Source organism: Streptomyces zaehneri, from assembly GCF_032248645.1.
GTDB classification, from domain to species: Bacteria; Actinomycetota; Actinomycetes; order Streptomycetales; family Streptomycetaceae; genus Streptomyces; species Streptomyces coriariae.
Window position 1 is genome coordinate 106,505 of sequence record NZ_JASTTJ010000018.1, and the last position, 21,071, is coordinate 127,575.

General features: G+C 68.8%; 18 protein-coding genes. 3 read left to right on the forward strand and 15 right to left on the reverse strand.

The genetic code is table 11. From position 1 onward, the window contains the following. Window positions 1–116: 116 nt before the first annotated feature. Genes nuoN through QQM72_RS27040 form a run of 14 tightly spaced genes read right to left on the reverse strand, consistent with a single transcriptional unit; the run spans window position 117 to window position 16,182 of the window. Complete coding sequence (gene nuoN / locus QQM72_RS26975) at window positions 117–1,775, reverse strand: NADH-quinone oxidoreductase subunit NuoN (RefSeq protein ID WP_314223435.1); 1,659 nt, start codon at window positions 1,773–1,775, stop codon at window positions 117–119. After that, on the reverse strand, window positions 1,772–3,343 hold the full coding sequence (locus QQM72_RS26980) for an NADH-quinone oxidoreductase subunit M (protein ID WP_314223436.1): 1,572 nt from the start codon (window positions 3,341–3,343) through the stop codon (window positions 1,772–1,774). The genes nuoN and QQM72_RS26980 overlap by 4 nt, the downstream gene beginning before the upstream one ends. A 5-nt stretch (window positions 3,344–3,348) precedes the next feature. Further along, on the reverse strand, window positions 3,349–5,262 hold the full coding sequence (gene nuoL, locus QQM72_RS26985; protein ID WP_314223437.1) for an NADH-quinone oxidoreductase subunit L: 1,914 nt from the start codon (window positions 5,260–5,262) through the stop codon (window positions 3,349–3,351). A 15-nt stretch (window positions 5,263–5,277) separates the two neighbouring features. Next, complete coding sequence (gene nuoK / locus QQM72_RS26990; RefSeq protein ID WP_020130147.1) at window positions 5,278–5,577, reverse strand: NADH-quinone oxidoreductase subunit NuoK; 300 nt, start codon at window positions 5,575–5,577, stop codon at window positions 5,278–5,280. Then, window positions 5,574–6,416 (reverse strand): NADH-quinone oxidoreductase subunit J, encoded by an 843-nt coding sequence (locus QQM72_RS26995; protein ID WP_314223438.1) that lies wholly within the window; start codon window positions 6,414–6,416, stop codon window positions 5,574–5,576. Before QQM72_RS26995 ends, nuoK begins: the two co-directional genes overlap by 4 nt. Then, window positions 6,413–7,069 carry an NADH-quinone oxidoreductase subunit NuoI gene (gene nuoI, locus QQM72_RS27000; RefSeq protein ID WP_314223439.1) on the reverse strand — a complete coding sequence of 219 codons (657 nt, stop codon included), beginning with the start codon at window positions 7,067–7,069 and terminating at the stop codon, window positions 6,413–6,415. The genes QQM72_RS26995 and nuoI overlap by 4 nt, the downstream gene beginning before the upstream one ends. After that, a complete protein-coding gene (gene nuoH / locus QQM72_RS27005; protein WP_314223440.1) occupies window positions 7,062–8,423 on the reverse strand; it encodes an NADH-quinone oxidoreductase subunit NuoH in 1,362 nt (453 codons plus the stop codon). The genes nuoI and nuoH overlap by 8 nt, the downstream gene beginning before the upstream one ends. After that, window positions 8,420–10,924 (reverse strand): NADH-quinone oxidoreductase subunit G, encoded by a 2,505-nt coding sequence (locus QQM72_RS27010; RefSeq protein WP_314223441.1) that lies wholly within the window; start codon window positions 10,922–10,924, stop codon window positions 8,420–8,422. The genes nuoH and QQM72_RS27010 overlap by 4 nt, the downstream gene beginning before the upstream one ends. Next, complete coding sequence (nuoF, locus tag QQM72_RS27015; protein ID WP_171398839.1) at window positions 10,921–12,273, reverse strand: NADH-quinone oxidoreductase subunit NuoF; 1,353 nt, start codon at window positions 12,271–12,273, stop codon at window positions 10,921–10,923. Before nuoF ends, QQM72_RS27010 begins: the two co-directional genes overlap by 4 nt. Further along, on the reverse strand, window positions 12,270–13,142 hold the full coding sequence (gene nuoE / locus QQM72_RS27020) for an NADH-quinone oxidoreductase subunit NuoE (protein ID WP_314223442.1): 873 nt from the start codon (window positions 13,140–13,142) through the stop codon (window positions 12,270–12,272). The genes nuoF and nuoE overlap by 4 nt, the downstream gene beginning before the upstream one ends. Continuing rightward, window positions 13,139–14,461, reverse strand: coding sequence for an NADH-quinone oxidoreductase subunit D (locus tag QQM72_RS27025; protein WP_314223443.1), 1,323 nt, complete (start codon window positions 14,459–14,461; stop codon window positions 13,139–13,141). The genes nuoE and QQM72_RS27025 overlap by 4 nt, the downstream gene beginning before the upstream one ends. Beyond that, a complete protein-coding gene (locus QQM72_RS27030) occupies window positions 14,458–15,258 on the reverse strand; it encodes an NADH-quinone oxidoreductase subunit C (RefSeq protein ID WP_399078762.1) in 801 nt (266 codons plus the stop codon). The genes QQM72_RS27025 and QQM72_RS27030 overlap by 4 nt, the downstream gene beginning before the upstream one ends. Continuing rightward, the gene (locus tag QQM72_RS27035) at window positions 15,255–15,809 is read right to left on the reverse strand and encodes a NuoB/complex I 20 kDa subunit family protein (RefSeq protein ID WP_057602796.1); all 555 of its coding nucleotides are present in this window, start codon (window positions 15,807–15,809) and stop codon (window positions 15,255–15,257) included. The genes QQM72_RS27030 and QQM72_RS27035 overlap by 4 nt, the downstream gene beginning before the upstream one ends. A 13-nt stretch (window positions 15,810–15,822) precedes the next feature. Beyond that, window positions 15,823–16,182 carry an NADH-quinone oxidoreductase subunit A gene (locus QQM72_RS27040; protein WP_007383963.1) on the reverse strand — a complete coding sequence of 120 codons (360 nt, stop codon included), beginning with the start codon at window positions 16,180–16,182 and terminating at the stop codon, window positions 15,823–15,825. A gap of 738 nt (window positions 16,183–16,920) precedes the next feature. On the opposite strand from QQM72_RS27040, the gene QQM72_RS27045 reads away from it, so the two are divergent. Further along, window positions 16,921–17,724 (forward strand): C40 family peptidase, encoded by an 804-nt coding sequence (locus QQM72_RS27045; RefSeq protein WP_020130137.1) that lies wholly within the window; start codon window positions 16,921–16,923, stop codon window positions 17,722–17,724. Window positions 17,725–18,631: 907 nt separating this feature from the next. Here QQM72_RS27045 and QQM72_RS27050 read toward each other — a convergent pair. Continuing rightward, a complete protein-coding gene (locus tag QQM72_RS27050) occupies window positions 18,632–19,918 on the reverse strand; it encodes a geranylgeranyl reductase family protein (RefSeq protein WP_314223512.1) in 1,287 nt (428 codons plus the stop codon). Window positions 19,919–20,024: 106 nt separating this feature from the next. Here QQM72_RS27050 and QQM72_RS27055 point away from each other — a divergent pair, with 106 nt between their 5' ends. Next, complete coding sequence (locus QQM72_RS27055; RefSeq protein WP_314223444.1) at window positions 20,025–20,531, forward strand: GNAT family N-acetyltransferase; 507 nt, start codon at window positions 20,025–20,027, stop codon at window positions 20,529–20,531. A gap of 118 nt (window positions 20,532–20,649) precedes the next feature. Next, window positions 20,650–20,991 carry a PASTA domain-containing protein gene (locus tag QQM72_RS27060; protein ID WP_314223445.1) on the forward strand — a complete coding sequence of 114 codons (342 nt, stop codon included), beginning with the start codon at window positions 20,650–20,652 and terminating at the stop codon, window positions 20,989–20,991. Window positions 20,992–21,071: the final 80 nt, after the last annotated feature.

The following is a 21,071-nucleotide window of genomic DNA, read 5'->3' on the forward strand; positions in this document are numbered from 1 at the left end:
GCGGGAGAATCCCCGGACTCGACCGCCCGTACGACGCCGACGGGCCCGGCACCCCGCCTGGGGAACCGGGCCCGTCGTACAGGCAGACGCAGGTCAGCGCACCTGCTCGGAGCGGCTCAGCGGACGAAGACTCCCGCCTGGTTCGCCAGGTCCAGGAAGTACTGCGGCGCCACGCCGAGCACCAGCGTGACCGCCACGCCGACCGCGATGGCCGTCATCGTCAGCGGTGACGGAACGGCGACGGTCGGGCCCTCGGGCCGCGGCTCGCTGAAGAACATCAGCACGATCACGCGGATGTAGAAGAACGCCGCGATCGCCGACGAGATCACACCGACCACGACCAGCGGGGCCGCGCCGCCCTCCGCCGCCGCCTTGAACACGGCGAACTTACCGGCGAACCCTGAGGTCAGCGGGATACCGGCGAAGGCCAGCAGGAACACCGCGAACACGGCCGCCACCAGGGGTGACCTGCGTCCGAGCCCGGCCCACTTGGACAGGTGGGTCGCCTCGCCACCGGCGTCGCGCACGAGGGTGACCACGGCGAACGCACCGATCGTCACGAACGAGTAGGCGGCCAGGTAGAAGAGAACCGACGAGACGCCGTCCGGAGTGGTCGCGATGACACCCGCGAGGATGAATCCGGCGTGCGCGATGGACGAGTACGCCAGCAGCCGCTTGATGTCGGTCTGCGTGATCGCGACGATCGCGCCGCCCAGCATGGTGATGATCGCGACGCCCCACATGACCGGCCGCCAGTCCCAGCGCAGGCCGGGCAGGACGACATAGAGGAGACGCAGCAGCGCGCCGAAGGCGGCCACCTTGGTCGCCGCGGCCATGAAGCCGGTGACCGGGGTCGGCGCGCCCTGGTAGACGTCGGGTGTCCACATGTGGAACGGCACCGCGCCCACCTTGAACAGCAGCCCCATGACGATCATCGCGGCGCCGACGAGGAGCAGCGCGTCGTTGCCCATGGTGTCGGCGAGCGCCGGGTTCACGTTCTGGACGGTGCCGTCGACGACCTGCGCGATCGTGCCGTAGGACACCGAGCCCGCGTACCCGTACAGCAGCGCGATGCCGAAGAGGGTGAACGCGGAGGCGAACGCGCCGAGGAGGAAGTACTTGACCGCGGCTTCCTGCGACATGAGGCGCTTGCGGCGGGCCAGTGCGCACAGGAGGTACAGCGGCAGCGAGAAGACTTCCAGCGCGATGAACAGGGTCAGCAGGTCGTTGGCCGACGGGAAGACCAGCATGCCGGCGACCGCGAACAGCAGCAGCGGGAAGACCTCGGTCGTCGTGAACCCGGCCTTGACAGCGGCCTGTTCACTGTCGCTGCCGGGCACGGAGGCCGCCTGGGCGGCGAAGGAGTCGACCCGGTTGCCGTGCACCTCGGGGTCGAGGCGCCGTTCGGCGAAGGTGAACAGGCCGACCAGGGAGGCCAGCAGGATCGTGCCCTGAAGGAAGAGGGCCGGTCCGTCGACCGCGATCGCGCCCATGGCCGCGATGCCTGCCTTCGTGGTGCCGTATCCGCCCTCGGCCAGCGCGACCACCGCGGCGAAGGCGGCGGCCAGCGCCACGACGGATACGAACAACTGTGCGTAGTAGCGGTGCTTGCGCGGCACGAACGCCTCGACCAGCACTCCGATGATCGCCGCGCCCAGAACGATCAAGGTGGGCGACAATTGCCCGTACTCGATCTTCGGCGTGTCGATCTTCGAGATCGGTTCGGCCGCGGTTGCCGCCGTTGTCCACAGGCTGTGGACGGCTGATGCGCTCACTTGGCCGCCTCCACCTCGGGCTGGGGGTCCTTCTTGTCTACGTCGGACAAGGTCTGCTTGACCGCCGGATTCACGATGTCCGTGACGGGCTTCGGATAGACGCCCAGGAAGATCAACAACACGATCAGCGGGGCGACGACCACGAGCTCACGCGCGCGCAGGTCGGGCATCGCCGAGACCTCGGGCTTCACCGGACCCGTCATCGTCCGCTGGTACAGGACGAGCGTGTAGAGCGCGGCGAGGACGATGCCGAAGGTGGCGATGATGCCGATCGCCGGGTAGCGCGCGAACGTGCCGACCAGGACCAGGAACTCGCTCACGAAGGGCGCGAGTCCCGGCAGCGAGAGCGTCGCCAGACCGCCGATCAGGAAGGTGCCGGCGAGCACCGGGGCCACCTTCTGCACCCCGCCGTAGTCGGCGATGAGCCGCGAGCCGCGCCGGGAGATCAGGAAACCCGCGACCAGCATCAGGGCGGCTGTCGAGATGCCGTGGTTGACCATGTAGAGCGTCGCGCCGGACTGACCCTGGCTGGTCATCGCGAAGATGCCCAGGATGATGAACCCGAAGTGCGAGATCGACGCGTACGCCACCAGCCGCTTGATGTCCCGCTGGCCCACGGCGAGCAGCGCCCCGTAGATGATGCTGATCACGGCGAGGACGAGGATGGCGGGCGTCGCCCACTTGCTCGCCTCCGGGAACAGCTGGAGGCAGAAGCGGAGCATGGCGAAGGTGCCGACCTTGTCGACGACCGCCGTGATGAGCACGGCGACCGGGGTGGTCGCCTCACCCATGGCGTTGGGCAGCCAGGTGTGCAGCGGCCACAGGGGCGCCTTCACGGCGAAGGCGAAGAAGAAGCCAAGGAACAGCCAGCGTTCGGTGTTCGTCGCCATGTCGAGCGTTCCGTTGGCGCGGGCCTCGGCGATCTCCGTGAGCGAGAAGTTCCCGGCGACCACATAGAGGCCGATCACCGCGGCCAGCATGATCAGACCGCCGACCAGGTTGTACAGGAGGAACTTCACGGCCGCGTACGACCGTTGTGTGGACGCCACCTCCTCGCCGTGCTCGTGGGCACGGTCCCCGAAGCCGCCGATGAGGAAGTACATCGGGATCAGCATGGCTTCGAAGAAGATGTAGAAGACGAAGACGTCGGTCGCCTCGAAGGAGATGATCACCATCGCCTCGACGGCCAGGATCAGGGCGAAGAAGCCCTGTGTCGGCCGCCAGCGCTTGCTGCCCGTCTCCAGCGGGTCGGCGTCGTGCCAGCCCGCGAAAATGATGAACGGGATCAGCAACGCGGTCAGCGCGACGAGCGCCACCCCGATGCCGTCCACGCCCAACTCGTACCTGACCCCGAAGTCCGCGATCCAGGAGTGGGATTCGGTGAGCTGGTAGCGGCCGCCGTCCGGGTCGAAGCGGACCAGGACGACGATCGCCAGGGCGAGTGTCGCCAGAGAGAACACCAGGGCCAGCGATTTGGCGGCGTTGCGCCGGGCGGCCGGTACGGCGGCCGTGGCGACCGCCCCGATCGCCGGGAGCGCCGCCGTCGCTGTCAGCAGAGGAAAGGACATCGGTATCAGACCGCCCTCATCAGCAGGGTCGCGGCGATGAGGACCGCCGCACCGCCGAACATCGAGACCGCGTACGACCGCGCGAAGCCGTTCTGGAGCCGGCGCAGGCGCCCGGAGAGGCCGCCGACCGAGGCCGCCGTGCCGTTGACGACTCCGTCGACCAGGGTGTGGTCGACGTAGACCAGGGAGCGCGTGAGGTGCTCGCCGCCGCGGACCAGGACGACGTGGTTGAAGTCGTCCTGGTGGAGGTCGCGCCGGGCGGCCCGGGTGAGCAGCGACCCGCGCGGGGCGACGACCGGGACGGGGCGGCGGCCGTACTGGGCGTAGGCGATCGCCACGCCGATCACGAGCACCACCATGGTGGCGAGGGTGACCGTCAGGGCGCTGACCGGGGAGTCGCCGTGGCTGTGGCCCGTGACAGGCTCCAGCCAGTGCAGGAAGCGGTCACCGATGCTGAAGAACCCACCGGCGAAGACCGATCCGAACGCCAGCACGATCATCGGGATCGTCATGGACCTCGGGGACTCGTGCGGGTGCGGCTCGTGGCCGTCCGCGTCGGGCTGCCAGCGCTTCTCACCGAAGAACGTCATCAGCATCACGCGCGTCATGTAGTACGCGGTGATGGCCGCGCCGAGCAGGGCGCAGCCGCCGAGGATCCAGCCCTCGGTGCCGCCCTTGGCGAACGCCGCCTCGATGATCTTGTCCTTGGAGAAGAAGCCGGACAGGCCCGGGAAGCCGATGATCGCGAGGTAGCCGAGTCCGAAGGTGACGAAGGTGATCGGCATGTACGTGCGCAGGCCGCCGTACTTGCGCATGTCGACCTCGTCGTTCATGCCGTGCATGACCGAGCCCGCGCCGAGGAACAGCCCGGCCTTGAAGAAGCCGTGCGTCACCAGGTGCATGATCGCGAAGACATAGCCGATGGGGCCGAGGCCCGCGGCCAGCACCATGTAGCCGATCTGCGACATGGTCGAGCCGGCCAGCGCCTTCTTGATGTCGTCCTTCGCGCAACCGACGATCGCACCGAACAGCAGCGTGACGGCACCGACGACGGTGACGACCAGCTGCGCGTCGGGTGCGCCGTTGAAGATGGCCGCCGAGCGGACGATCAGGTACACACCCGCCGTCACCATCGTCGCCGCGTGGATGAGGGCCGAGACCGGGGTCGGGCCCTCCATCGCGTCCCCGAGCCAGGACTGGAGCGGCACCTGGGCGGACTTGCCGCAGGCGGCGAGCAGCAGCATCAGGGCGATGGCGGTCAGCTTGCCCTCGCTCGCGTCACCCGCGATGCCGGGCTCGCCCTCCGCCCCCAGCAGCGGGCCGAAGGCGAAGGTCCCGAAGGTGGTGAACATCAGCATGATGGCGATCGACAGGCCGATGTCGCCGACCCGGTTGACCAGGAAGGCCTTCTTCGCGGCGGTGGCGGCACTGGGCTTGTGCTGCCAGAAGCCGATGAGCAGGTAGGACGCGAGCCCGACACCCTCCCAGCCGACGTAGAGCAACAGGTAGTTGTCGGCGAGGACGAGCAGCAGCATCGCCGCCAGGAACAGGTTCAGATAGCCGAAGAAGCGGCGGCGCCGCTCGTCGTGCTCCATGTACCCGACCGAGTACAGGTGGATCAGCGAGCCGACGCCCGTGATCAGCAGCACGAACGTCATCGACAGCTGGTCGAGGCGGAAGGCGACGTCCGCCTGGAAACCCTCGACCGGGATCCAGCTGAACAGGTGCTGCGTCAGCGTCCGGTCCTCGGCGTCCCTGCTCAGCAGGTCGCTGAAGAGGATGACACCGAACACGAAGGAGACGGACGACAGGAGCGTGCCGATCCAGTGGCCGACGGCGTCGAGCCGGCGGCCGCCGACCAGAAGGACGGCCGCTCCGAGCAGGGGCGCCGCGATCAGCAGCGCAATCAGGTTCTCCACGATTCTTCCGACCCCTTACAGCTTCATCAGGCTGGCGTCGTCGACCGAGGCCGAGTGGCGGGAACGGAACAGCGACACGATGATCGCGAGTCCGACCACGACCTCCGCGGCGGCGACGACCATCGTGAAGAAGGCGATGATCTGGCCGTCGAGATTGCCGTGCATCCGGGAGAAGGTGACGAACGCGAGGTTGCAGGCGTTGAGCATCAGCTCGATACACATGAAGACGACGATCGCGTTGCGCCTGATCAGCACGCCCGTCGCACCGATCGTGAACAAAAGGGCCGCGAGATAGAGGTAGTTGACGGGGTTCACTTCGACGCCTCCTCGGTCCGCTTCAGGTGTGGCGGCTCGATCGCGGCCCGCTCCAGGCGCTCCTCGGCGCGCTGTTCCAGGGCCTTGAGGTCGTTCAGCGCCTCGGTGGACACGTCCCGGATCTGACCGCGGTCGCGCAGCGTCTTGCTGACCGTGAGCTCCGACGGGGTGCCGTCGGGCAGCAGACCCTGGACGTCCACGCCGTTGTGCCGCGCGTACACACCGGGCGCGGGCAGCGGCGGAACGTGCTTGCCCTCGCGGACGCGCTCTTCGGCCATCTCCCGCTGGGTCTTGGCCCGCTCGGTACGCTCGCGGTGGGTGAGCACCATGGCGCCTACCGTGGCCGTGATGAGCAGGGCGCCGGTGATCTCGAAGGCGAAGACGTACTTGGTGAAGATGAGGGCGGCGAGGCCCTCCACGTTGCCGTTCGCGTTCGCCTCGGCGAGGCCGTTGAACTCCGTCAGGGAGGCGTTGCCGATCCCGGCGATCAGCAGGATGCCGAAGCCGAGGCCACTGATGAGGGCCAGCCAGCGCTGACCCTTGATGGTCTCCTTCAGGGAGTCCGCCGCGGTGACGCCGACGAGCATCACCACGAACAGGAACAGCATCATGATCGCGCCGGTGTAGACGACGATCTGCACGATGCCGAGGAAGTAGGCGCCGTTGGCGAGGTAGAACACGGCCAGGACGATCATGGTGCCGGCCAGGCAGAGCGCACTGTGCACGGCCTTCTTCATGAAGACGGTACACAGAGCGCCGAGCACCGCGACGGTGCCGAGCACCCAGAACTGGAAGGCCTCGCCGGTCGAGGTGGAGTAGGCGGCGAGTTGCGCGCTCATCGGCCGACCACCTTCGGCGATGTCGGCTCGTCCGTGCCGGACGCGGCGGCCTCCTGCGGGTCCTCGCCCTTGGAGACGGCCGGCTGCTGTTCCGTGCCGGGCGCCGCCTCCGTCACCAGACCCCGGTAGTAGTCCTGCTCGTCCATACCCGGGTAGATCGCGTGGGGCGAGTCGACCATGCCCTCTTCGAGGCCGGCGAGCAGCTGTTCCTTGGTGTAGATCAGGTTGGCGCGGCTGGAGTCGGCGAGCTCGAACTCGTTGGTCATCGTCAACGCGCGCGTGGGGCATGCCTCGATGCACAGGCCGCACAGGATGCATCGGGCGTAGTTGATCTGATAGACCCGCCCGTACCGCTCGCCCGGGGAGTAGCGCTCCTCGTCGGTGTTGTCCGCGCCCTCGACATAGATGGCGTCGGCGGGGCAGGCCCAGGCGCACAGCTCGCAGCCGACGCACTTCTCCAGGCCGTCCGGATGGCGGTTGAGCTGGTGCCGTCCGTGGAACCGGGGAGCTGTGGTCTTCTGCACCTCCGGGTACTGCTCGGTCAGCCGCTTCTTGAACATGGCCTTGAAGGTCACGGCGAAGCCGGCCACGGGGTTCTGGAAGCCAGGCGTCGTCTGCCCGGCCTCCTTGGGCTCCTTGGGCTCCTCAGCCATCGGACGCCTCCTTTCCATCCAGCGATCCGTCACTCACAGTGTCCACTCCACCACTGACAATGAGCTCTCGTTCCTGGTGGGGGCGGCGTCGGGGCACCGGTGGCAACTCCTGTCCCGGCAGCGGCGGTACGGGGAATCCGCCCGCCATCGGGTCGAAGCCGGCAGGCTCGGCGGGGGCCTGTGCCTCCTTGCCCGCGTTGCGGAACATGTCCGCGATGAAGGACAGCAGCAGCAGGGCCAGGACGCCGCCGCAGACGTAGAGAGCGATCTCGGCGAAGTCGTAGTTCTCGTTGCGCAGGGTCCGCACGGTCGCGACGAGCATCAGCCACGTCACCGAGACGGGGATCAGGACCTTCCAGCCGAGCTTCATCAGCTGGTCGTAGCGGACACGGGGAAGCGTGCCGCGCAGCCAGATGAAGAAGAACAACAGCAGCTGCACCTTGACGACGAACCACAGCATCGGCCACCAGCCGTGGTTCGCGCCCTCCCAGAAGGTGCTGACCGGCCAGGGAGCCCGCCAGCCGCCGAGGAAGAGCGTGGTGGCCACCGCGGAGACCGTCACCATGTTCACGTACTCGGCGAGCATGAACAGCGCGAACTTGATCGACGAGTACTCGGTGTTGAAGCCGCCGACCAGGTCGCCCTCGGACTCCGGCATGTCGAAGGGAGCGCGGTTTGTCTCGCCGACCATCGTGATGATGTACAGGATGAAGGAGACCGGCAGCAGCAGGATGTACCAGCGGTCCTGCTGCTGCTCGACGATCGTCGACGTCGACATGGACCCCGAGTAGAGGAACACCGAGGCGAACGCGGCGCCCATCGCGATCTCGTAGGAGATCATCTGCGCGCAGGACCGCAGTCCGCCCAGCAGCGGGTAGGTGGAGCCGGAACTCCAGCCCGCCAGCACGATGCCGTAGATGCCGATCGATGCGACCGCGAGGATGTAGAGCATCGCGATCGGCAGGTCGGTCAGCTGCATCGTGGTGCGCTGGCCGAAGATCGAGACCTCGTTGCCGGCCGGGCCGAAGGGGATCACCGCGATCGCCATGAAAGCCGGGACGGTCGCGATGATCGGCGCGAGGACGTACACCGCCGTGTCCGCGCGCTTGACGATGAGGTCTTCCTTCAGCATCAGCTTGATGCCGTCGGCGAGGGACTGGAGCATGCCCCAGGGGCCGTGCCGGTTGGGTCCGACACGCAGCTGCATCCAGGCGACCACCTTGCGCTCCCAGACGATGGCGAACAGCACGGTCACCATCAGGAAGGCGAAGCAGAAGACGGCCTTGACGACGACCAGCCACCAGGGGTCGTGGCCGAACATCGAGAGGTCTTCAGCGGCGAGGTACGGGCTCATGCCTCCACCTCCTGGGGGGCGTCGGCGATGAGCGTCGCCGGACCGATGCGGACAAGGGCGCCGGGCGTCGCCCCGGCGTCGGAGGCGACGCCTTTGCCCGTGGAGTTCAGCGGGAGCCAGACCACCCGATCGGGCATCGGCGTGATCAGCAGCGGGAGTTCGACCGTCCCCGCGGGTCCGGTCACGGCGAGGATGTCGCCGTTCTTGACGCCCACCTCGGCGGCCGTGGCGGGCGACACGCGCGCGCGTGCGGCGTGCCGTGTCCCGGCGAGCGCCTCGTCCCCCTGCTGGAGGACACCCTGGTCGAGCAGCAGGCGGTGTCCGGCGAGAACGGCCTCGCCTGCGGCGGGACGCGGCAGATGCGCGGCGCTCTCCAGGGACTCGGAGGCCCGAGGCCCGTCCCACGCGCCGAGCCGGTCGAGCTCCGCGCGCGCGGTGCGCAGGTCCGGCAGGCCGAGGTGGACGTCCATGGCGTCGGCGAGCATCTGGAGCACGCGCGCGTCGGCGGGCGCCGACCGGCGTGTCATCTGGTCGGGCTTCAGTGCCGCCTCGAAGAAGCGGACCCGGCCTTCCCAGTTGAGGAAGGCGCCGGCCTTCTCGGCTACCGCGGCCACCGGGAGGACGACATCGGCGTGCTCGGTGACCTCGCCGGGCCGCAGCTCCAGCGACACGACGAAGCCCGCCTCGGCCAGCGCCGCACGCGCGCGTGCCGGGTCGGGCAGGTCCGCGACCTCGACGCCCGCGACGAGCAGCGCCTGGAGTTCCCCGGACGCGGCGGCCTCGACGATCTGCCCGGTGTCGCGGCCGTAGCGGTGCGGAAGTCCGGCCAGTCCCCAGGCCGCGGCGACCTCCTCACGCGCGCGTGGGTCGGTGGCCGGACGGCCGCCCGGCAGCAGCGACGGCAGGGCCCCCGCCTCGATCGCGCCCCGCTCGCCCGCCCGGCGTGGGATCCACACCAGTCGGGCGCCGGTCGCCGCGGCGGCCCGCACGGCGGCGGTGAGACCGCCGGCCACACCGGCCAGCCGCTCGCCGACGACGATCACCGCGCCTTCGGCCCGCAGCGCCTCGGCCGCCTTGGCGCCCGCGTCCTCCAGGCCGACGCCGCCCGCGAGCGCGTCCAGCCATTCGGTCTCGGTGCCCGGGGCGGCCGAAAGCAGCGTGCCGCCCGCCTTCTGCAGGCCCCGGGTGACGTGTGTGGCCAGCGAGAACACCCGCTGCCCGTGCTTGCGCCAGGCCTTGCGCAGCCTCAGGAAGACGCCGGGCGCCTCCTCCTCCGACTCGAACCCGACCAGCAGGACGGCGGGCGCCTTCTCCAGGAAGGTGTACGTGACGCCCGTACCGTCGAGGTCACGGCCGCGGCCGGCGATGTGGGCGGCCAGGAAGTCGGCCTCCTCGCTGCTGTGCACGCGCGCGCGGAAGTCGATGTCGTTCGTGTCGAGCGCCACGCGCGTGAACTTGCTGTACGCGTACGCGTCCTCGATGGTGAGGCGGCCGCCGGTCAGGACACCGGTCCTGCCACGCGACGCCAGCAGGCCCTGGGCCGCGATCTGCAACGCCTCCGGCCAGGAAGCCGGTACGAGGTCCCCCTCGGCGTCGCGCACCAGAGGCGTTTCGAGCCGGTCCCGCTGCTGCGGGTACCGGAACGCGAACCGCCCCTTGTCGCAGATCCACTCCTCGTTGACCTCGGGGTCGTTGGCGGCCAGGCGCCGCATGACCTTGCCGCGCCGGTGGTCGGTGCGCGTGGCGCAGCCGCCGGAGCAGTGCTCGCAGACCGACGGCGAGGAGACCAGGTCGAAGGGCCGGGAGCGGAATCGGTACGCCGCCGAGGTCAGCGCGCCCACCGGGCAGATCTGGATGGTGTTGCCGGAGAAGTACGACTCGAAGGGGTCGCCCTCGCCCGTGCCCACCTGCTGGAGCGCGCCCCGCTCGATCAGCTCGATCATCGGGTCGCCCGCCACCTGGTTGGAGAACCGGGTGCAGCGTGCGCACAGCACGCACCGCTCACGGTCGAGCAGCACCTGCGTGGAGATCGGCAGGGGCTTCTCGTACGTCCGTTTCCTGCCCTCGAAGCGGGACTCTGCCTGGCCGTGCGACACGGCCTGGTTCTGGAGCGGGCACTCGCCGCCCTTGTCGCAGACCGGGCAGTCCAGCGGGTGGTTGATGAGGAGCAGCTCCATCACGCCGTGCTGTGCCTTCTCGGCCACCGGCGAGCTGAGCTGGGTCTTCACCACCATGCCGTCCGTACACGTGATCGTGCAGGACGCCATCGGCTTGCGCTGGCCCTCGACCTCGACGATGCACTGGCGGCATGCGCCGACCGGATCGAGAAGGGGATGGTCGCAGAAGCGCGGGATCTCGATGCCGAGCTGTTCGGCGGCCCGGATGACCAGGGTGCCCTTGGGCACGCTGATCTCGGCGCCGTCGATCGTCAGCGTCACGAGATCTTCCGGCGGGACCGCCGCCTCGCCGCCTCCGGAGGGAGCGCTGGTGGTCACCGTCATGCGTTCACCTCCGTGTGCTTGTCGGCCCAGACCGTCGACTTGGCCGGGTCGAAGGGGCAGCCGCGGCCCGTGATGTGCTGCTCGTACTCCTCGCGGAAGTACTTGAGCGAGGAGAAGATCGGCGAGGCGGCGCCGTCGCCGAGGGCGCAGAAGGACTTGCCGTTGATGTTGTCGGCGATGTCGTTGAGCTTGTCGAGGTCGGAGAGGACCCCCTTGCCGGCCTCGATGTCCCGGAGCAACTGCACCAGCCAGTAGGTCCCTTCACGGCACGGGGTGCACTTGCCGCAGGACTCGTGGGCGTAGAACTCGGTCCACCGGGTGACGGCCCGCACGACGCAGGTCGTCTCGTCGAAGCACTGGAGAGCTTTGGTGCCGAGCATGGAACCCGCGGCACCCACTCCTTCGTAGTCAAGAGGGACGTCGAGGTGCTCCTCGGTGAACATCGGCGTCGAGGAGCCGCCCGGTGTCCAGAACTTGAGCCGGTGCCCGGGTCGCATGCCGCCGCTCATCTCGAGGAGCTGGCGGAGGGTGATGCCGAGCGGCGCCTCGTACTGGCCGGGGCCGGCGACATGACCGCTGAGCGAGTAGAGCGTGAAGCCCGGGGACTTCTCGCTTCCCATCGACCTGAACCATTCTTTGCCGTTTTGCAGAATCGCGGGAACTGACGCGATCGATTCGACGTTATTCACCACAGTCGGGCACGCATAGAGGCCCGCGACAGCAGGGAAAGGAGGGCGCAGCCGCGGTTGACCACGGCGGCCTTCGAGCGAGTCGAGCAGCGCGGTCTCCTCACCGCAGATGTACGCGCCGGCGCCGGCGTGCACGGTGAGTTCGAGGTCGAGTCCGCTGCCCAGGATGTTCTCGCCGAGGTAGCCCGCCGCGTAGGCCTCGCGCACGGCCTCGTGCAACCGCCGCAGAACGGGAACGACTTCACCCCGCAGATAGATGAAGGCATGAGACGACCTGATGGCATAACACGCGATCACAATGCCCTCGATGAGGCTATGCGGGTTCGCGAAGAGGAGCGGGATGTCCTTGCAGGTCCCGGGCTCCGATTCGTCGGCGTTGACAACTAGATAGTGCGGCTTTCCATCACCCTGCGGAATGAACTGCCATTTCATTCCCGTCGGGAATCCCGCGCCGCCCCGCCCTCGCAGACCGGAGTCCTTGACGTACGCGATCAGGTCGTCCGGCGACATGGCGAGCGCCTTGCGCAGGCCCTCGTACCCTTCGTGCCTTCGGTAGACGTCCAGACTCCAGGACCGGTCCTCGTCCCAGAAGGCCGACAGCACGGGTGCGAGCAGCTTCTCCGGGCTGCTGCCTTTCAACTCGGGTGCCAAGGTCATCACTCCCCCTCCTCGGCGGTAGGCCCTGCCGGGTGAGCCGGGTCGGAGGCCGACGTGTCCTGTGGCGCGTCGTGCGAACTCCGGTGCTCCGCGGGCGACGGCTCGTGCACCGCCCGGTCCTGCGGTTCGTCGTGCGGCCCGCCGTCCCGCGGGTGGACCACGCGCGCGGGTGCGGTCTCTCCCCTTGCCAGGCGAAGACCCACCAGCGACGCCGGTCCCGCACTGCCGCTCGCCTCGACGGCCCCGTCCCGCTCGTCGGGGAAGCCCGCCAGGATCCGGGCGGTCTCCTTGAAGGTGCACAGCGGCGCACCGCGCGTCGGCGAGACGGTCTGCCCGATCCGCAGGTCGTCCACCAGGCGCTTCGCGCTCTGCACGGTCTGGTTGTCGAAGAACTCCCAGTTGACCATCACGACCGGTGCGAAGTCACAGGCCGCGTTGCACTCGATGTGCTCCAGGGTGATCTTGCCGTCGTCGGTGGTCTCGCCGTTGCCGATGCCCAGGTGCTCCTGGAGCTGTTCGAAGATCGCGTCGCCGCCCATCACCGCGCACAGCGTGTTGGTGCAGACACCCACCTGGTAGTCACCGCTGGGCCGGCGCCGGTACATGGTGTAAAAGGTGGCGACCGCGGTGACCTCGGCCGTGGTCAGTTGCAGCACGTCCGCGCAGAACTGCATCCCGGTGCGCGTGACGTGCCCCTCCTCCGACTGCACGAGATGCAGCAACGGCAGGAGCGCGGACCGGGAGTCGGGATAGCGGGCGATGATCTCGCGCGCATCCGCCTCCAGCCGGGCCCGGACGTCGTCCGGGTAGGCGGGCGCGGGCAGTTCGGGCATACCCAGGCTGACGCCCCGCTCGGAAGAAGAGGTGGTCACCGGTCGACGCCTCCCATAACGGGGTCGATGGAGGCGACGGCGACGATGACGTCGGCGACCTGGCCGCCCTCGCACATCGCTGCCATGGCCTGAAGGTTGGTGAAGGACGGGTCGCGGAAGTGGACCCGGTACGGGCGGGTGCCTCCGTCGGAGACGGCGTGCACCCCGAGTTCGCCCTTGGGTGACTCGACGGCCGCGTACGCCTGTCCCGGCGGGACGCGGAAACCCTCGGTCACCAGCTTGAAGTGGTGGATCAGGGCCTCCATGGAGGTGCCCATGATCTTCTTGATGTGGTCCAGGGAGTTGCCCAGACCGTCGGGGCCCAGAGCGAGCTGGGCGGGCCAGGCGATCTTCCGGTCGGCGATCATGACGGGGCCGGGCTGCAGCCGGTCCAGGCACTGCTCGACGATCCGCAGCGACTGGCGCATCTCCTCCAGGCGGATCAGGAAGCGGCCGTAGGAGTCGCAGGAGTCGGCGGTCGGGACATCGAAGTCGTACGTCTCGTAGTCGCAGTACGGCTGCGCCTTGCGCAGGTCGTGCGGGAGACCGGTGGACCGCAGGATCGGGCCGGTGGCGCCGAGGGCCATGCAGCCGGCCAGGTCGAGATACCCGACGTCCTGCATACGGGCCTTGAAGATGGGGTTCCCGGTGGCGAGCTTGTCGTACTCGGGGAGGTTCTTCTTCATCTTCTTCACGAACTCGCGGATCTGGTCCACCGCGCCGGGCGGCAGGTCCTGTGCGAGTCCGCCGGGGCGGATGTACGCGTGGTTCATCCGCAGGCCCGTGATGAGCTCGTAGATGTCGAGAATCATTTCACGATCACGGAATCCGTAGATCATGATCGTGGTGGCGCCGAGTTCCATGCCGCCGGTGGCGATGCACACCAGGTGGGAGGACAACCGGTTCAGCTCCATCAGGAGCACCCGGATGATCTTGGCTCGCTCGGTGATCTGGTCCTCGATGCCGAGGAGCTTCTCGACGGCGAGACAGTAGGCGGTCTCGTTGAAGAAGGACGTCAGGTAGTCCATGCGCGTCACGAACGTGGTGCCCTGCGTCCACGTGCGGTACTCGAGGTTCTTCTCGATGCCGGTGTGGAGATAGCCGATGCCGCAGCGGGCCTCGGTGACCGTCTCGCCCTCGATCTCCAGGATCAGGCGGAGCACCCCGTGAGTGGAGGGGTGCTGGGGACCCATGTTGACGATGATGCGCTCGTCGTCGGCACGGGTCGCGGACTGGACCACCTCGTCCCAGTCGCCACCGGTGACCGTATATACAGTGCCCTCGGTGGTCTCACGGGCGGATGCTGACTGCGTGCTCATGAGTACGACCTCCGCTGGTCCGGAGCCGGGATCTGGGCGCCCTTGTACTCGACGGGGATGCCGCCGAGGGGGTAGTCCTTGCGCTGCGGGTGGCCCTGCCAGTCGTCCGGCATCATGATCCGCGTCAGGGCCGGGTGACCGTCGAAGACGATCCCGAAGAAGTCGTAGGTCTCGCGTTCGTGCCAGTCGTTCGTGGGATAGACGGAGACCAGGGACGGGATGTGCGGGTCCGCGTCCGGGGCGCTGACCTCCAGGCGGATCAACCGGTTGTGGGTGATCGAGCGCAGGTGGTAGACGGCGTGCAGCTCACGCCCCTTGTCGTTCGGGTAGTGCACGGCGCTGACGCCGGTACAGAGCTCGAAGCGCAGGGCGGGGTCGTCGCGCAGGGTGCGGGCCACACGCAGCAGGTGCTCGCGCTCGATGTGGAACGTGACCTCGTCGCGGTCGACGACCGTCTTCTCGATCGCGTTGGCGGGGAGCAGCCCCTGTTCCTCCAGTGCGCCCTCGAGTTCGTCGGCGACCTCGTCGAACCAGCCGCCGTAGGGCCGGCTCGCCGGTCCCGGAAGCCGGACGGAGCGGACCAGGCCGCCGTATCCGGAGGTGTCGCCGCCGTTCTTGGCGCCGAACATGCCGCGCTGGACGCGGACCTCCTCGCCGCCCTGACCGCGCTGACCTGGCAGGTTGGAGGCGGAGAGATCCTTCTCGGGGTTCACCCCGTCCGACCCGTTCGCCCCGTCCGAGGGGCCGTTCGCGCCGTGGGTGCCGTTCGCGCCGTGGGTGCCGTTCGCGTCGCTCACCGCAGCAGCCCCTTCATCTCGATCATGGGCAGGGCCTTGAGCGCCGCTTCCTCCGCCTCGCGGGCCGCCTCCTCGGCGTTCACGCCGAGCTTGCTGTTCTGGATCTTGTGGTGGAGCTTGAGGATCGCGTCCATCAGCATCTCGGGGCGCGGCGGGCAGCCCGGAAGGTAGATGTCGACGGGCACGATGTGGTCGACGCCCTGGACGATCGCGTAGTTGTTGAACATGCCTCCGGAGGACGCGCACACGCCCATGGAGATGACCCACTTGGGGTTCGGCATCTGGTCGTAGACCTGCCGGAGCACCGGCGCCATCTTCTGGCTCACCCGGCCGGCGACGATCATCAGGTCCGCCTGGCGGGGCGAACCCCGGAAGACCTCCATACCGAAGCGCGCCAGGTCGTAGCGGCCGGCGCCGGTGGTCATCATCTCGATGGCACAGCAGGCGAGGCCGAACGTGGCGGGGAAGACGGACGCCTTGCGCACCCAGCCCGCGGCCTGCTCGACGGTGGTGAGCAGGAATCCGCTCGGCAGCTTTTCTTCGAGTCCCATGGCTAAAGGCCCCTCAGTCCCATTCCAGGCCGCCGCGCCGCCATACGTACGCGTACGCGACGAAGACGGTGAGCACGAAGAGCAACATCTCCACGAGCCCGAAAACACCCAGGGCGTCGAAGGTGACGGCCCAGGGGTAGAGGAAGACGATCTCGATGTCGAAGACGATGAAGAGCATCGCCGTCAGGTAGTACTTGATGGGGAAGCGCCCGCCGCCGGCCGGCGTGGGGGTCGGCTCGATACCGCACTCGTAGGCCTCGAGCTTGGCGCGGTTGTACCGCTTCGGCCCGATCAACGTGGCCATGACCACGGAGAAGATCGCAAAGCCTGCCCCGAGGGCTCCCAGTACGAGGATGGGCGCATACGCGTTCACCGCTCCTCGCTCCTCTCAGTCGGCACTGACTGCTGGCGATGACGTCGGACTCTGCGGCCCCAGGCACCCGAACCCCGCCCGTCCCGGCGAAGATCGCGAACATGTGAAGCAGGTCACAAGCCCAACTGCCTCGCATCTTATGCCCGCCGCTCTGTGATCTGCGACACGGGGTATTACACAAGCTTTGTGATCTCCACCACCTGACGAAGGATCATGAAGTCATATCGACGGTGATCTTCGTACGTGAAGCGTCAGAGTGATCACAAGAAGTGACATTTGCGCTCGTCACCGTAGGAATCGCGGGTCGTCTCCATATCAAGAGGCTTCCCTTGCATGCAAATTGGTGATGGACACAGGGCCCTGATAGAGGCACGCATTCACACATCAGGGGGAGGCGGGGCCCGAGTGTGGACGTGTGTACACGTTCACAAGCGGAGGTGACTGTGCCGGACGCGCGGGACGCGGCCGCCGCGGTAACCGTTCCGTGACCTCCGCCACATCCGTGAGAGGCACCTAAGAGCCGGGCTTGGCCAACGGTCTCAACCGGTGGTAGGCGTCGGGCAATCCGGGCGTAACGACGAAAGTCCATGATCACAGGCTTGATCACCTGCGTCCGCAATGTCCGTTACGGCGTCAATAAAGAACCCAGCCCAGGGAATTTGAGGCGCCCATTGAACAACTGTGGCGCAGCACACGTTTCTTGAAGGTATGGAGGAGCCCCTGATACCGGTTGTACCCATGTCCCACACCGCTCACATACGCAGCCACCGGAAACCCCGCCGCAGCGCGTCGACGATCGCGATGCGGGCCGGAGTCGCCAGTGGTGTCCTCGGCACGCTGGCCGTCGCCACAGCAGCCGGCACGGCCAACGCCGCCGAGCCGGTGACGCAGACGCTCGAACTGCCCGTCCTCACGGGCGACCTGGCCGCCCAGGTCGCGCAGTCCGCTCAGGCCACGCAGCAGGCCGCGGCGAACTACCAGCTTCAGGCAGAGCGCGACGCGGCCGCCACCGCAGCCGCCAAGGAGGCCAAGAAGGACCTCGCCGACGCCAAGGCCGAGGCGAAGAAGAAGGCCGAGGCCGCCCGCAAGGCCGCCGCCGAGCGGGCCACCCGCGCCGCCGAGCGGACCACGCTCACCTCGACGTCGAGCAGCAGCAGCTCCGACAGCACGAGCAGCTCCACGGCGACCGGTTCGGCCGCGGCCGTCATCGCCTTCGTGAAGGCACAGATCGGCGACGCCTACGTCTCCGGCGGCACCGGCCCGAACTCCTGGGACTGCTCGGGTCTCATGCAGACCGCCTTCAAGCAGGTCGGTGTCGACCTGCCGCGCGTCTCGCAGGACCAGTCGACCTTCGGCACCCAGGTGTCGCTGGACAACCTGCTGCCGGGCGACATCCTCTACTGGGGCAGCGCGGGCAGCGCGTACCACGTGGCGGTGTACGTCGGCGACGGCATGTTCGTCGGCGCGCAGAACCCGTCCACCGGTGTGGCCGAGAAGCCGATGTCGTACGACCCGCCGACCGGCGCGGTACGGGTGCTCTGACACCCCTGGGTGCCCCTGGTGGCACCTCACGCACGCAAGGGCCGCAGCCGCTCGGGGGCAGCGGCCCTTCGGGCACTGCCGACGCGCGTGGTCGACGCCAGCGGCCCATGCGCGCGGCTCGGCCGCGCTGTTCGACGCGCCCGCGGGCCCAGCAGCCGCCTCCAGAACGCGCGTAGAGGCCCCCAGTCGCCTCCCGCCGCCTCCAGGACACCTGGAGGCACCACCCCGCTCCGGGACCGCACACGAGCGCGTCGGCCGGCCTCGTGAGCATGCCTGCCACCCTCCGCGCCGCCGACAAGGCCAGAGCGGCGTCACATCGAGCGCGATGTGGTGACATGTCGGACACACCGTCAATCCCGGTGCCGGATCGGCTCGGTTCGGCCCGGTCCGGTCGGGCCCGGTCCGGCTGTCGGCGTGGCTGCCGATGTCCGACGTGAGCGGATCCGGGCCGGCTCGGGACCGGGTCTGGAGCAGCTCCAGATCGGCTGCCCGGCAGAAGCCGGGAGGTCGCACCGCCCTGGGCTGCCGGGCAAGGGCAGGCCGGTGGGCAGCGGGCAGACGTGGCGGGCGGCAGGACGGCTGGCTGACCGACGCGGCAGAGCGGGCCCGTGGACGGCAGACCGACGCGGCAGAGCGGGCCCGTGGACGGCAGACCGACGCGGCAGAGCGGGCCCGTGGACGGCAGACCGACGCGGCAGGGCAGGCCTGTAGACGGCAGGCATGGCGGAGGCGACCGTCTTCGTCTCCGGCGAGGCACACCGCAAGGCGGTGGTGACGACGGTCGACGCCGACCGGGACGGCGTGGCAGGGCAGGACCGTAGACGGCAGGACGGCGTGGCGGGCCGGCGGGAAGGGGGCTTCGCGCCGGGCCCGCCGGTGCTCCGCCTGCGGAGGGGCCCCGCCGCGGTCAGGCCTTCGGGGCCACCTTGCTCAGGCCGTTGATGATGCGGTCCATCGCGTCGCCGCCCGTGGGGTCCGTCAGGTTGGCGAGCATCTTCAGGGTGAACTTCATCAGCAGGGGGTGGGTCAGACCGCGCTGGGTCGCGATCTTCATGACCTTCGGGTTGCCGATGAGCTTCACGAAGGCGCGGCCCAGCGAGTAGTAGCCGCCGTAGGTGTCCGCGAGGACCTGCGGGTAGCGCTGAAGGGCCAGTTCACGCTGGGCGGGGGTGGCGCGGGCGTGCGCCTGCACGATGACGTCGGCGACGATCTGACCGGACTCCATGGCGTAGGCGATGCCCTCGCCGTTGAAGGGGTTCACCAGGCCGCCGGCGTCGCCGACCAGCAGCAGGCCCTTGGTGTAGTGCGGCTTGCGGTTGAAGGCCATGGGGAGGGCGGCGCCGCGGATCGGGCCGGTCATGTTTTCGGGGGTGTAACCCCAGTCCTCCGGCATGGACGCGCACCAGGCCTTGAGCACCTCGCGCCAGTCGAGCTCCTTGAAGGAGTTGGAGGTGTTCAGCACACCCAGGCCGACGTTCGACGTCCCGTCGCCCATACCGAAGATCCAGCCGTAGCCGGGCAGCAGCCGGTCCTCGCCCGGGCCCCGGCGGTCCCACAGCTCCAGCCAGGACTCCAGGTAGTCGTCCTCGTGGCGCGGGGAGGTGAAGTAGGTGCGGACCGCGACGCCCATCGGGCGGTCCTCGCGGCGGTGCAGGCCCATCGCCAGCGAGAGACGGCTGGAGTTGCCGTCGGCGGCCACCACGAGCGGGGCGCGGAAGGTGACTTCGCGCTTCTCCTCGCCCAGCTTGGCGTGCACGCCGACGATGTGGCCGGTGCGGTCGTCGACGATCGGGGCGCCGACGTTGCAGCGCTCGTAGAGGCGGGCGCCCGCCTTCTGGGCCTGGCGGGCGAGCTGCTCGTCGAAGTCGTCGCGCTTGCGGACGAGTCCGTAGTCGGGGAAGGAGGCGAGATCCGGCCAGTCCAGCTGGAGGCGGACCCCGCCGCCGATGATGCGCAGGCCCTTGTTGCGCAGCCAGCCGGCCTCCTCGGAGATGTCGATCCCCATGGCCACGAGCTGCTTGGTGGCTCGCGGGGTGAGGCCGTCGCCGCACACCTTCTCGCGCGGGAACTCGGTCTTCTCCAGGAGGAGTACGTCGAGTCCGGCCTTGGCGAGGTAGTACGCGGTCGTGGAGCCGCTCGGCCCCGCGCCGACGACGATCACATCGGCGGTACTTTCGGAGAGGAGCTCGTTCACGGCGGTCACGGCGGGATCTCCCCAAGTTCGGAATCTTCGTGCCGACCGGCACTGGACATGGGCAGTCTATTCAGCAGAATTGATCACCCGGCTGAAGGGCTGCCCCGTGAACCGAGCTCTCCCCGTAGTACGGCTGCGTGTCCCCACGGACGAGGACGCGGTCACCTGGCACCGGGTCTTCGACGACCCGGACGTGATGGAGTTCCACGGCGGCAGGTCCGCGGAGCTGTCCGCCTACGAGGAGCTCACCGCCCGCCAGCGCCGGCACGACGCCGAGCACGGCTTCTGTCTGTGGACGATGCTGGACCGGGACGACCGGGTCATCGGGTTCACGGGCGCCCAGCCGTGGCCGCAGCAGTGGGGTCCCCAGGGCGAGATCGAGATCGGATGGCGGCTCGGGCGGGAGCACTGGGGACAGGGGTATGTGACGGCGGCCGCGCAGATGACGCTGGAGCGGGTGCGCGCGGCGGGGGTGCCAGGGGTGGTGGCCATGGTCGACGCACGCAACGCGCGGTCCATCGCCGTCACGGAGCGGCTGGGCATGCGGCTCGCGGAGGTCTTCACGACACCGGAGCCGAAACGGGAGGGACGCTGCTACCGGCTCTCCTTGTAACCTCCGCCACCCCACCGGAAAGCAACTCTCCGTAGTCATTGGCTACAGAAAGGCACATGGCTCTTCCGGACGGCGCCCCCGTGCGATTACCCTTCCAGTACCGCTGGGGGTGACATTTGTGCTCATACCACCCAAGACACCCGACGTGTGCGTGCCGAGACTCGTCGGTCTGATGGCTGTGGACGCGCGCGCGGCGGCCGCGGCACAAGGCGTGCTGCTGGCCGCACCGGACCGGCCCGAGTTCCACCGCGCGGTCGTGGACTACGTCGTACGGCAGTACCCGCCACCCGGTGTCGAGGTGCCGCGCGGCGCCGTCGTCACCGTGTGGTTCGAGTTCGGCGAAGGAGAGGGCGGCGGAGGCGCGGGCGTGCGCGAGCCTCGGGTGCCCAGACCGGGCGGGGGCGGGTTGCAGCGCGAACTGGACCGGCCCGGACATTCTTTCGAGGCGATCACCGGGTAGCGGCGACGCAGCCGGCCCGAGCCGCGCAGCCTCACCATGCGGCCCGAGCCGTGGCCGCGCTCCGTGGCCGCGCTCCGTGG

Bases quoted from the DNA above. Each gene is read 5' to 3' on its own strand.
- QQM72_RS26980 (WP_314223436.1), bottom strand. From the start codon at position 3,343: ATGTCCTTTCCTCTGCTGACAGCGACGGCGGCGCTCCCGGCGATCGGG.
- QQM72_RS26995 (WP_314223438.1), bottom strand. From the start codon at position 6,416: ATGAGCGCGCAACTCGCCGCCTACTCCACCTCGACCGGCGAGGCCTTC.
- nuoI (WP_314223439.1), bottom strand. From the start codon at position 7,069: ATGGCTGAGGAGCCCAAGGAGCCCAAGGAGGCCGGGCAGACGACGCCT.
- nuoH (WP_314223440.1), bottom strand. From the start codon at position 8,423: ATGAGCCCGTACCTCGCCGCTGAAGACCTCTCGATGTTCGGCCACGAC.
- QQM72_RS27010 (WP_314223441.1), bottom strand. From the start codon at position 10,924: ATGACGGTGACCACCAGCGCTCCCTCCGGAGGCGGCGAGGCGGCGGTC.
- QQM72_RS27025 (WP_314223443.1), bottom strand. From the start codon at position 14,461: ATGAGCACGCAGTCAGCATCCGCCCGTGAGACCACCGAGGGCACTGTA.
- QQM72_RS27035 (WP_057602796.1), bottom strand. From the start codon at position 15,809: ATGGGACTCGAAGAAAAGCTGCCGAGCGGATTCCTGCTCACCACCGTC.
- QQM72_RS27045 (WP_020130137.1), top strand. From the start codon at position 16,921: ATGTCCCACACCGCTCACATACGCAGCCACCGGAAACCCCGCCGCAGC.